Source organism: Vibrio sp. Isolate30, from assembly GCF_022397975.1.
GTDB lineage: Bacteria > Pseudomonadota > Gammaproteobacteria > Enterobacterales > Vibrionaceae > Vibrio > Vibrio fortis.
Map to the genome: position 1 here is coordinate 309,759 of NZ_JAKEUS010000003.1, position 12,726 is coordinate 322,484.

General features: G+C 46.7%; 10 protein-coding genes. 2 read left to right on the plus strand and 8 right to left on the minus strand.

What is annotated here, in order from left to right; all coding sequences use genetic code 11:
- The first annotated feature begins 176 nt into the window (after window positions 1-176).
- Entirely contained in the window at window positions 177-971 is a 795-nt protein-coding gene (locus L1D60_RS11570; RefSeq protein ID WP_239841213.1) for an inner membrane protein YpjD, read from the plus strand.
- 126 nt (window positions 972-1,097) lie between these two features.
- Complete coding sequence (locus tag L1D60_RS11575) at window positions 1,098-2,387, plus strand: CNNM domain-containing protein (protein ID WP_239841214.1); 1,290 nt, start codon at window positions 1,098-1,100, stop codon at window positions 2,385-2,387.
- A gap of 106 nt (window positions 2,388-2,493) precedes the next feature.
- Here L1D60_RS11575 and luxS read toward each other — a convergent pair whose 3' ends face one another.
- From luxS to oadA, 8 genes are all read right to left on the minus strand, one after another.
- Window positions 2,494-3,012, minus strand: a complete 519-nt coding sequence (gene luxS, locus L1D60_RS11580) for an S-ribosylhomocysteine lyase (RefSeq protein ID WP_032549766.1) — start codon at window positions 3,010-3,012, stop codon at window positions 2,494-2,496.
- A 23-nt stretch (window positions 3,013-3,035) separates the two neighbouring features.
- The gene (locus L1D60_RS11585) at window positions 3,036-3,653 is read right to left on the minus strand and encodes a hypothetical protein (protein ID WP_239841294.1); all 618 of its coding nucleotides are present in this window, start codon (window positions 3,651-3,653) and stop codon (window positions 3,036-3,038) included.
- A 41-nt stretch (window positions 3,654-3,694) separates the two neighbouring features.
- A complete protein-coding gene (gene gshA / locus L1D60_RS11590) occupies window positions 3,695-5,263 on the minus strand; it encodes a glutamate--cysteine ligase (protein ID WP_239841215.1) in 1,569 nt (522 codons plus the stop codon).
- A gap of 99 nt (window positions 5,264-5,362) precedes the next feature.
- Complete coding sequence (locus L1D60_RS11595; RefSeq protein WP_239841216.1) at window positions 5,363-8,221, minus strand: pitrilysin family protein; 2,859 nt, start codon at window positions 8,219-8,221, stop codon at window positions 5,363-5,365.
- Window positions 8,222-8,230: 9 nt separating this feature from the next.
- Entirely contained in the window at window positions 8,231-8,692 is a 462-nt protein-coding gene (locus tag L1D60_RS11600; protein ID WP_239841217.1) for a YqaA family protein, read from the minus strand.
- Window positions 8,686-9,636, minus strand: coding sequence for an NADP-dependent oxidoreductase (locus L1D60_RS11605; protein ID WP_239841218.1), 951 nt, complete (start codon window positions 9,634-9,636; stop codon window positions 8,686-8,688). The genes L1D60_RS11600 and L1D60_RS11605 overlap by 7 nt, the downstream gene beginning before the upstream one ends.
- A gap of 154 nt (window positions 9,637-9,790) precedes the next feature.
- On the minus strand, window positions 9,791-10,921 hold the full coding sequence (locus L1D60_RS11610; protein ID WP_239841219.1) for a sodium ion-translocating decarboxylase subunit beta: 1,131 nt from the start codon (window positions 10,919-10,921) through the stop codon (window positions 9,791-9,793).
- Window positions 10,922-10,930: 9 nt separating this feature from the next.
- Window positions 10,931-12,718 carry a sodium-extruding oxaloacetate decarboxylase subunit alpha gene (gene oadA / locus L1D60_RS11615; RefSeq protein ID WP_239841220.1) on the minus strand — a complete coding sequence of 596 codons (1,788 nt, stop codon included), beginning with the start codon at window positions 12,716-12,718 and terminating at the stop codon, window positions 10,931-10,933.
- Window positions 12,719-12,726: the final 8 nt, after the last annotated feature.

Below are 12,726 nucleotides of genomic sequence, written 5' to 3' on the forward strand. Positions count from 1 at the left end.
GACTATTACCGAGAGTATACATTAGCGTGGAATAGAGTCACACCCGTTGTCTGCGGTTAATAATGACGGTGTGTGATATAGGGCGCTGTTCACTAATAAATGAGTGAGGTTCACCATAGCCCAAAAGGGCGATGCAGGGTATAATTCGTGAATTAGTAATCATTTAAATGGATACCATGGACAGTCTAATTGCGATCGCAGCAGCCTTTCTATACATAATGGCCATATCCACGATCATCCCAGGTCTTGTACACCAAACAGGAATCCGTGCCAAAACGGTACTGGTGAGCGCGTTTCTTGCTATCGCTTTTCATGCTTGGTTGCTGGGCGACTTAATCTTTAACGCCGGCGGTCAAAATCTCAGTATTCTCAATGTTGCCTCATTGATCAGTTTCATTATCTCGCTAGTCATGAGCGGGGCAATGCTCAAAAACCGTTTGTGGTTTATTCTCCCTGTCGTATACAGCTTTGCAGCCCTAAACTTGTTAGCCGCTGCGTTTCTCCCAAGTACTTTTATTAAGCATTTAGAGAACGACCCTAAACTGCTGATGCACATTTCTTTAGCGCTGTTCTCATACGCAACATTAACCATCGGTGCCCTGTACGCAATGCAGTTAGCATGGCTTGATTACAAGCTTAAGAAGAAAAAGGCACTAGTGATTAACCCAAACCTTCCACCACTGATGATGGTAGAGAGACAGCTGTTCAAAATCATTCTTATTGGTAACGGCCTACTGACGGGTACGCTATTAACTGGCTTTATTTTTGTTCAAGACATGTTTGCTCAAGGCAAAGCTCACAAAGCCGTACTCTCTTTTATCGCTTGGGTGATCTACTCGATTCTGCTTTGGGGTCACTACCAGAAAGGTTGGCGAGGCCAGAAAGTCACTTGGTTTGCGCTAGCGGGTGCAACCTTACTGACACTCGCCTACTTCGGTAGTCGCTTTGTTCAAGAAATCATTCTGAATTAATAGTTCGATATAAAAGGCAAGGTACACACCTTGCCTTTAATGTATGGCATACTTTACATTCAGTTGACATCTCGACCTGCATCGGTCATAAATTAATCAAGATACAAATTTAGGAAAGTAATAGTTTTGGACGACATATCTACGGGTATCTTATTTGCGCTACTCGCGTGTCTCATTGTAATTTCTGGTTATTTCTCAGGTTCTGAAACGGGCATGATGTCCTTGAACCGCTACCGTTTGAAACACCTATCCCAATCGGGTCATAAGGGTGCGCGTCGTGTAGAAAAACTTCTGAGCCGTCCTGACCGCCTCATCGGTCTTATCCTTATCGGCAATAACCTCGTTAATATTCTCGCTTCAGCCATTGCGACCATCTTAGGTATGCGTATCTATGGTGACCTTGGTGTGGCTATCGCAACAGGTGCCCTGACCTTAGTGGTTCTAGTTTTTGCTGAAGTCACCCCAAAGACCATCGCATCTCTTTACCCAGAGCGCGTCTCTTATGCCAGTAGTATTGTCTTAACGATCCTGATGAAGGTGCTATCGCCACTCGTCGTACTGGTTAACTTCATCACTAACGGTTTTATCCGCATCATAGGCGTCAAGGCAGATCACGATGCAACTGACCACCTGAGCTCCGAAGAATTAAGAACCGTAGTTAATGAAGCGGGTACTCTGATCCCACAACGCCACCAAGATATGTTGGTCTCCATCTTAGATCTTGAGCACGTAACCGTGAATGACATCATGGTGCCTCGTAATGAGATTACCGGTATCGACATCAATGATGACTGGAAATCCATCGTTCGCCAGCTGACTCACTCACCTCATGGCCGAATCGTGCTGTATCGCGATCAGATCGATGAAGTGGTTGGGATGCTGAGATTGCGTGAGTCATACCGCTTGATGCTAGAGAAGAATGAATTCAACAAAGAGACGCTTCTGCGCGCTGCCGATGAAGTCTACTTTATTCCTGAGTCGACACCGCTGAATATTCAACTACTCAAATTCCAACGCAATAAACAGCGCATCGGACTGATTGTGGATGAATACGGCGACATCAACGGCCTTGTTACTCTAGAAGATATCTTGGAAGAGATTGTGGGTGAATTTACCACCTCAATGACACCAAGCCTATCAGAAGAGATCACACCGCAGAGCGACGGCAGCTTCCTCATCGAGGGCAGCGCCAATATTCGAGACATTAATAAAGGTCTTCAATGGAGCTTACCTACTGACGGCCCAAGAACACTAAATGGTTTGATCCTTGAGCACCTAGAAGATATTCCAGAGAGCCACTTAAGTGTTCAAGTTGCACGTCACCCAATGGAAATTGTGGAGCTGGAAGAGAATCGTATTAAATTGGTGCGTGTTTTCCCGCAAATCATGCAAGAAACCACCAGCTTTAATACTTAGCCACAAAACAGGCTAACGTTATAATCCTTGCTGTCTCATCTGACACAAAAAAGCCCTGTTCTCGTTGAACAGGGCTTTTCATTTCAAGAGCGGTAATAAAACGAACTTAGTCGACCTTAAGCTCTTTTAGCATAGACTCAGGTAGAGCTAGCTCATCATTTTTGTTCACTGAAATACCTGCATCTAGAATGGCTTTCGCGATCTCTTTCGCTTCTTCTAGAGAGTGCATTGCTGCTGTACCACACTGGTATTCATTCAGCTCAGGGATCTTGTTTTGGCTCTCAACTTTAAGCACATCAGCCATTGCCGCTAACCAAGCATCAGCCACTTGCTGCTCTGAAGGTGTACCAATCAGGCTCATGTAGAAACCTGTACGGCAGCCCATTGGAGAGATGTCGATGATTTCAACTTGTTCGCCATTTAGGTGTGCACGCATGAAGCCAGCATAAAGGTGCTCAAGAGTGTGAATTCCTTTCTCTGACAGGATATCTTTATTGGGTGCAGTGAAACGTAAATCGAATACTGTGATCGTATCTCCTTTAGGAGTCTGCATGGTTTTTGCCACACGTACCGCTGGTGCATTCATGCGTGTGTGATCCACAGTAAAACTATCTAATAAAGGCATTCTTCTTCTCCATGACGGTCGGTTTAGAAAAACCAACTCCGGTTGTCTTCCAGTTCTTGGCGGCACTGCTTCAGTTGCCAACCATAATCTTTCGCTTGCTGCTCAACTTTGCGAGCCACCTTAATCAATGACGGCTTGCTGTTATAGGTTTTGCGTTTATAGCCACCACGACCTTCGTGATAAGCCAAATACTGATTGTATGGGTCCCATAAAGAGAGCCCTAATTGACGACGCGTTTCATTGGTATACCAGCCGATGAACATTAATGAGTCATCAAAATTCGTTCGAGAGCCACCATGTCCTGTCGCTTTTTGAAAGTCCTGCCAAGCCGGATCTTGCGCCTGAGCATAACCATACGCACTACTAACATGTCCCCACGGAATAAAACCTAATAAGTAGTCCTTCGGAGGGCGTGCATCATGTCGAAAGCTACTCTCTTGCTTAACAAAGGCCATCGCCACATTAATTGGCGTACCCCACTCTTCTTGCATATCGAGTGCATCGTCATACCAAGAAGGGTTCTCGCGGAAAATACTACACAAGTTGTCCTGTTTCTTAGGTGGAGGGGTTGCACAGCCGGCTAGTAGGCCTACCGCAACCCCAACAGAGATCCAAGATAACAATGGTCGACGCTTGTTTATTGATACAGGTTGATTCCTTTCCACCACAAACTCGCTATTCGCTACGCTTTAAGATACGAAAAATAATCGGCCAAGAAGCTATCAAAGTCTTGAGTGCTCACTTCTTCGACCTGTTTCTGGGCCATTACTGAGCGTGCAACCTCAGACTCCATTAACTCCGCAGAATAAACTTGGTATTGGTGCTCGCGGTGTGTCTGAGCATACTGTTTACCTAGCTCGCAACCAACCTTACCTAAGCCACCATGTTTCTTGGTTTCTTCTAAAAGTTGACCAGAAATTGTCAGTTCAGGATTATCAATCCAAGCTTCAAGGGTATCGCATGTCTCTTGATAAGCGCGACCGCCTTGCTCAGCATCCATCAACTCAGCAATCACTCGCAAGTCTTTAAACACGCGCTTAGCCCAGTCTTGCAGCGACAATTTCTCACCATGACAGCCGATTTGTAGCTCTAGGCCAACTTGACGACCTTCAAGGATCACCTTGTTCCAGTTATCACGCCAGCATTCCAGTTCACAGTTATCCATCTCTGCAGAATCAGAAAGAACGCTCCAAGTTAGGAATAGGTCTAGGAAGCGCACTTGCTGCTCAGTGATACCGATTGAGCTGAATGGGTTAACATCCAAGGAGCGAACTTCAATATACTCAACGCCACCGCGCGCCAGCGCTTCTGACGGTTTCTCACCACTCTTCGCCACACGTTTAGGGCGAATTGGTGCGTACAGTTCATTTTCGATCTGTAGAACATTGCTGTTTAGCTGACGGTATTCATCGTCAACCTTAATCCCAATTTCAGCAAACTCTTGCGATGGAGTACGAATCGCTTTATTCAGCCCTTCAAGGTATTGGTCTAAACTGTTGAAGCCAATCTTAAGGACACTTTGTGCACTGTTGGTGTAACCAAGGTCACTTAGACGCAGTGCTGTTGCTTTTGGTAGGTAAAGCGTGCCACCTAGCTGCTCGAAAGGCAGTTTAGTTTCACGGCCTTTAATGAATGACGAGCACAGGGCTGGTGACGCACCAAAGAAGTAAGGGATCAACCAACCAAAACGGTAGTAGTTACGAATCAAACCAAAGTACGCATCCGACTTAGCATCACTGCGCTCTTGTTCAGTTTGCTCACCAAACAGACTATCCCAGAAGCTTTCTGGGAACGAGAAGTTAAAGTGAACACCTGAGATGATCTGCATCAGGCTGCCGTAACGACGCTTTAGACCTTCACGATACAAGGTTTTCATTTTACCGGTATTCGACGAGCCATATTGAGCCAACTGAATGTCGTCTTCGCTACCTACGTAACAAGGCATCGACAGTGGCCACAATTTTTCACCATCTAACTTAGTTTGAGTAAAGTGGTGAATGTCTGATAACTGGTTCAGAAGTGTCGGAACGTCATTCGAGACCGGCGTGATGAATTCGAGTAACGATTCAGAAAAGTCCGTTGTTACCCACTCGTTGGTTAACGCAGAACCTAAAGCTTCAGGGTGAGGACCAGTCGCTAGACGACCATCTTCCTTGTAGCGGAGCGTTTCCCTCTCAACACCACGACCAAACTGAGAAAAGGTCTTTGGGTTGGTTGCAACTTGCTTCAGTCGCGCAGCAAAATCAGTCAAAATTCAGTTCACTTATCTTATATCGTTCTGATTAGAACTATCATAATTGGTTGGGAGAGAAAAACAGCTTCTCTCTTTTCTCTCCCATTAATGTGTACTCTAACGAATGATTTCAAGCTCTTCTATGGGAATATCTAACTTTTCTAGTTGTGGACGCAGTGAAGCTGCATCACCCACGACAATAATTTGATAATCATTCGGATCAAACCAGCGTTTAGCGAGTTCATTAAGCTGCTCTTTAGAGACGTTGTCGACAATCTCGTTGCGCTGCTTAAGGTAGTCCTCATCAAGCCCTAAGGTCACAATGTTACTCAATAGCCCCGCTTTCTGGCTTGGTGTTTCGTATTTGAGTGCATCTTGTTGACCGACGGCAAGGCGCATAAATTTCACCTCTTCGTCAGTTAATCCGCTTTGGCTAAACTCATTCAGCTCATTAACGAACTCTTCAATTGAAGCCACCGTCGCATTGGCACGTACTTGAGCACTGAATACCACAGCCCCTGTTTCACGATTACTTGCGAAGTAGCCGCTTGCCCCGTAGGTATAGCCTTTATCTTCACGTAGGTTCTGATTCACTCGGCTATTGAAGTTACCTGCAAGGTTGAAGTTCGCTAATTGAGCGAGGTACTGTTCACCAGTCGCGTCAAAAGGCAGACCTTTGCGTACTAAGCGAACAATACTTTGTGGCGCGTTTGGCTTATCGACCAAATACAGATGTTGGCCTTCCAACGGCGTAATGATCTGTGGGCGCGTCAGTGGTGCAGCATCGCCCTGCCACTCTTTAAAGAAGTTTAGCTGCTTTTCAGCCTCTCTTTTCGAGATGTTACCTACAATAACAATATTCGCCCCTTCAGGAGTATAGTGCTGATTGTAAAACTCTTTTACATCATCCAGTGTTAATGACTTCAGAGACTCTTCAGTACCATCACTTGAACGGGCAAACAGGCTATCACCAAACAACACTTCACGTGTAGCCTGGGATGCCATCCAGCTCGGTTGTTGATGTTGATACACTACACCCTCTAGCATCTGTCTTTTCACTCGTTCGAAGTCTTGTTCATCAAACTTAGGACTAAACAGCACCTCTTCTACAATCGCCAGTGTCTGTGCTAGGTTCTTCTCCAAAGAAGATACAGATATATCTGTGGTGTAACTGCCTGCACTGATGCTGACACTGCTACCCAGTTTATCGAGCGTCGCTTGCAGCTCTTCAACGGTACGTTGCGTTGAGCCCTCTTCCATCATCGCTGCCGTTAAGTTCGCTAAGCCTTCCTGTCCTTTTGCCACGTAACGCTCACCGGCTGGTAGCTGGAACTGTAGCTGCACCGTTGGTGTTTCAGTTGTCACTGTACCAATCAGTTCTGCGCCATTTTCATAGTGGACACGGTACAAATCAGGCATGGTAGCAGCGACACCAAACGTCACTTCAGGCATCACACTGCGATCAAAGGTATTCGGTGCTTTTCTAAACTCAAGCTGGTCTTCGGTTACCTTGGTATATTCTGGTAGCGTACGAGGTGGCGTTTCAAAGGTCGCTTCACGCACCGCTAAATCTAGCTGGCGACGAGGAACAACGCTTAACGTCACTTTGTGTTTGCCTTGGACAAAGTCTTGATAAGCTTTGGTCACGCTCTCTGGGGTCACTGCTCGAATCTGCTCTAGCTGAGACTCGATGCGATCTGGCTGGCCGTAGAAGGTTTCATTCGAAGCGAGTTGAGACACTTTTCCGCGAACACTTTGCAGAGCAAACACTGCGTTGGCTTCCGCCATGCCAGTAATTTGGTCAAGTCGCTCCTGATCTACACCCTCTTTAGAGAACTTATCCAGCGTATCCAAAAGCGCTTGGTTCAATACTGTTAGATCACCCTTCTTACCTGAGTCGCCCATCGCATACACATACAGGGTACATGCAAGCTCACCACAATCATGGAATGAACCCGCGCTGACCGCTTTCTGAGTCTTAACAAGGTTTTGGTACAAGTAGCTGTTGGTGCCTTTACCTAGAACATTAGACAAAGCATTTAGTGTTGCCTGCGTCTCTTCACCACGGTAGGTCGTAGGCCAACCAACCAAGACCATTGGCTGACGAATATTATCTTCTAGCGTGATGTACTTGTCTTCGGTTAAGACTGCGGGTTGCTTCTCAGCCTTTTCGACTTCTGGTCCTTTTGGAATAGGCCCAAAGTATTTGTTTACCCACTCAAGCGTATCCTCTACATCGATGTCACCACCAATGGTCAATACCGCGTTATTTGGGCCATACCAGCGCAGGAAAAAGGCTTTAAGGTCATTTACATCAACACGATCAAGGTCTTCGACATAACCGATAGGCTGCCAAGAATAAGGGTGTCCTTCAGGATACAGCGCTTCACCCATGCGTTCCCACATCAAACCATAAGGACGGTTTTCGTAGGTTTGAGCGCGCTCGTTTTTCACCGTATCTCGTTGGATCTCAAATTTTCGTTGAGAAACTGCATCCAACAAAAAGCCCATGCGGTCAGATTCCAACCACAGCATTTTTTCTAATTGGTTCGACGGCACAGTCTCAAAGTAGTTGGTACGATCTCGATTGGTGGTACCGTTCAGAGTACCGCCCGCTTCGGTGATGATCTTAAAGTGCTCTTGGTCACCCACGTTCTCAGAGCCTTGGAACATCATATGTTCAAAGAAGTGAGCAAATCCCGATTTACCAATCTCCTCTCGAGCTGAGCCAACATGATAGGTGACGTCGACATGTACCAAGGGATCGGAGTCATCTGGTGAAAGAATTACCGTTAGACCATTATCTAACTGATATTTAGTGTATGGAATAACCACTTTGTCGCTCGAAGGTTTCACCTCATCAACAAGAGTGACGCCTTCAGGCAGTGAAGAAAACAGGGAAGTTGAGCTAGGTACTTGATGAGAACACCCTGCGAGGGCAATAAGAGAAAATGTACCCAGTAAAACCTTCTTCATAGGTTCTCCTTAGAAAAAACCGAAATAGATGCCAGCCAATAAGCTGTAACGCGCTGCCTTGCCGATCGCAATCAATATCAGACTCGGTAAGAACTTCATTCGAAGCCAGCCTGCAGCCAGACACAAAGGGTCACCAATGATAGGCAACCAACTAAATAATAAAGTCCAATAACCATAGCGACGTAGCCAAGATATAGCTTTATGACCATGCTTCTCGGATTGAGTTCGATTAGGTAACCATAAACCAATCCAATAGTTGGTTAATCCACCGAGGGTATTCCCCAAAGTAGAGACCAAAATAATCGAGAAAGTAGAAAATTGATTGAGGCTCAAAGCCGCAATAAGACTGGCTTCTGAACCTCCGGGTAACAGTGTGGCACTGAGAAAACCACTAATGAACAGTACCCATAGCGCGGAATCAGAGAACCACAGCGCTATGGCTTCAAACATTGAATTAAATGATTCTAACACTTCATATCCAGTAGGACCTTGCCTCGTGTATGACCAGTTTCAACCTGTAAATGCGCCGCTTGTGCTTCGTCCATAGGAAAAATGCGTTGAACTTCCGTTTTCAATAAACCAACACTCACCATGTACAACATTGTATCCATCTGTTCTGGTTGTGGCTCAACAAGCATTCCACTTGCGGTGAAACCGAGCAGTTTAGCCTTTTCACAGATAAGCTCAGCCGAAAGCGTTGGCACGGTTACCACGCGCGCGCCATCTTTAAGACACTTAAGCGCATCAAGAGCTGTGTCACCACCAACTAAGTCAATCAGCACATCAACATCAGACACGCGTTCAGAAGCGGGAGCAAACTGATAATTAATGGCATGAGCGCCAAGTGTTGCTAGGTAGTCAAGGTTAGCCTCGCTGCAAGTGGTATAAACCTCAGCTTTTGCAGCAACTGCAATCTGCACCGCTAGGTGACCGACACCACCCGCACCGGCCAATATAAGAACGCGATCGCCCTCTTTGACCTCAGCTTTGTTTAGTGCCTGTGCAGCAGTTTGGCTAGCCAATGGCAGTGCTGCCGCGGCTTCTAGAGTGACAGAGTCTGGCACTGCGCTTAAGGCACTCTCTGGCACCGCAACGTATTGGCTATAGCCGCCACCTTGAAGAGGGAACCCAATAAAGCCAGCAACATTGGCTCCGACAGAGAATCGCTCCGCCGACTCGCCACATGCAATCACTTGACCCGAAATATCGTAGCCAGGCACCCAAGGAAGATTGTCTTTGTTCTGTGCAGCTGCCCAACCTAGTCCCGCTCGGGTTTTAACATCAATTGGGTTTACGCCAGAAAACGCAACCTTAACCACCACTTCACCCTCTTGAGGTTCAGGTATCGCACGGGTTTGAAGTACAAGGTTTTCTACCCCGCCAAATTCGGTAATCGCTATCTGTTTATTTTCCATTTCAACACGTCCCTAATTAGTTAAAACCTAACGAATAAAAGAAAGGGATGCACAAGCATCCCTTCGACTATAAACCATTTTGTTAGGCTAAGTTAACCACTGGTTTGAAAAATAACCACCAATTAACTCAACCGTTTGGCTAGATGTAACCCGGTTAACCAACCAGAGCCAACAAGATACCTGCGGCTACCGCACTTCCCAATACGCCCGCTACGTTTGGACCCATAGCATGCATCAGTAGGAAGTTTTGTGGGTTAGCCTCAAGACCAACCTTGTTCACTACACGTGCTGCCATTGGTACCGCTGATACACCTGCAGCACCAATAAGCGGGTTGATGTCTTCTTTAGAGAACTTGTTCAGTAGCTTCGCCATGAGTACACCACCTGCAGTACCAATACTGAAGGCAACTGCACCTAGGCCAAGAATACCAAGAGTCTCTAGATTCAAGAAGGTATCCGCTTGTAGCTTAGAACCCACACCTAGGCCAAGGAAGATAGTCACCACGTTGATCAGCTCGTTTTGAGCCGTCTTTGATAGACGATCGACCACACCCGCTTCACGCATCAAGTTACCTAGACAGAACATACCGACTAACGGCGTTGCCGACGGTAGGAACAGAATCGTCATCAGCAATACAGCAAGAGGGAAAAGAATCTTCTCACCCTTACTTACGTGACGCAGTTGAGCCATCTGAATCTTACGCTCTTCTGGAGACGTTAGTGCCTTCATGATTGGCGGTTGAATAATTGGAACCAGTGCCATGTAGCTGTATGCCGCTACGGCGATCGCACCCAATAGATCAGGTGAGAGCTTACTCGCCAAGAAGATCGCAGTCGGGCCATCGGCGCCACCAATGATCGCAATGGATGAAGCATCTGCCATCGTAAATTCCATACCTGGAATGTAGTTAAGCAAAATCGCACCAAATAGAGTCGCAAAGATACCAAACTGCGCAGCTGCACCAAGCCATAGTGTTTTCGGGTTAGCAATCAAAGCACCGAAATCGGTCATCGCGCCCACACCCATAAAAATCAATAGTGGGAAGATCCCAGTCTCGATCCCGATGTAGTAAACGTAGTACAGCAGACCACCCGGCTCAGTAAAGCCAGCGTTTGGAATGTTCGCCAGCACGGCACCGAAACCGATAGGCAACAGTAGTAGTGGCTCAAATCCTTTACGAATTGCCAAGAACAGCAGTAAGCAGCCAACCAACATCATACAGATTTGGCCAAACTCAAAGTTGGCAATACCCGTTTCAGACCATAAGGTCATCAATCCTTCCATGGTACTCCCTTACGCCAAGCTTAGTAATGGAGCGCCTACAGAAACTGCATCGCCTTCTTTAACATTTAGCTCTTGTACGATACCACCGCGTGCCGCACGAACTTCTGTCTCCATCTTCATCGCTTCTAGGATCAGTAGAACATCACCTTCAGCCACTTGAGCACCCGGTTGTACGTTTACTTTGAAGATGTTGCCAGCCAGTGGTGCTGGTACAGATTCAGCATTCGACGCCGCAGGCGCAGCCGCTGGTGCACTTTGCTGAGCAGGTTGTGCTGCTGGTGATACCGACGTTAATTGACCTTGAGGACCAACTTCAACATCGTAAACTTGACCGTCTACTTTTACGCTGTAGCTTTCAATGCCACCCGCTGCTGGTGCAGGGGCTGCAGTTGTAGGAGCTTCAACTTCAGTACCTGGTGCAGGCTCAAAGGCTTCAGGGTTATGACGGTTCTTCAGGAACTTAAGGCCTACCTGTGGGAAAAGCGCGTAAGTTAGAACATCATCAACCGTATCTTCAGCCAAAGAGATACCCTCTTCTTTTGCTTTTTCAAGAAGGTCTGTAGTTAACGTATCCATCTCAGCCTTCAGCAGGTCTGCAGGGCGACAAGTGATAGGCTCAGCACCATCAAGAACCTTAGCTTGCAACTCTGCATTAAGCTCAGCTGGTGCTTGGCCGTATTCGCCTTTTAGAACACCTGCAGTCTCTTTGGTAATGCTCTTGTAGCGTTCGCCAGTTAGAACATTGATCACCGCTTGTGTGCCCACGATCTGAGACGTTGGAGTTACTAGTGGAATGAAACCTAGGTCTTCACGTACGCGTGGGATCTCTTCCAATACTTCATCTAGACGATCAGCAGCACCTTGCTCTTTCAGCTGGCCTTCCATATTCGTCAACATGCCACCTGGTACTTGCGCAATAAGGATACGTGAGTCGACGCCCTTCAATTGACCTTCCCATTTCGCATACTTCTTACGAACTTCACGGAAGTAAGCGGCGATTGGTTCGATTTGGTCAAGCTTAAGACCGGTTGCGCGCTCTGTACCTTCAAGCATTGCGACAACTGTCTCTGTTGGGGTGTGACCGTATGTACAACTCATTGAAGAGATGGCGGTATCTAGAATATCGATACCAGCTTCAACCGCTTTCACTGCCGTTGCTGTTGATAGACCGGTTGTTGCATGGCTGTGAAGCGCTAGTGGAACATCACACGATGCTTTAATACGAGTAATCAGCTCTTCCGCTTCGTAAGGCTTCAATAGACCTGACATGTCTTTTATACACAGTGAGTGACAGCCAAGATCTTCTAATCGCTTAGCGAGATCAACCCAAGTGTCAGCGTTGTGAACTGGGCTTGTGGTGTACGACAGTGTGCCTTGAGCGTGTCCGCCAACGTCAACCGTTGCTTTTACCGCTTTCTCAAAGTTACGTACGTCATTCATTGCATCAAAAATACGGAATACATCCATCCCGTTTTTATGTGCACGCTCTACAAATTTCTCTACCACGTCGTCTGCATAATGACGGTAGCCTAAAAGGTTTTGACCACGAAGTAGCATTTGCATTGGGGTGTTTGGCATCGCTTTTTTAAGCTCACGTAGACGCTCCCAAGGATCTTCTCCAAGAAAACGGATACATGAATCAAAGGTTGCCCCGCCCCATGTTTCAAGTGACCAGTATCCAACTTTATCCAGTTCAGCTGCGATTGGCAGCATATCCTCGATACGCATTCTCGTAGCAAATAGTGACTGATGGGCGTCACGAAGTACCACGTCTGTGATAGCTAGTGGTTTAGACATGCTCATTA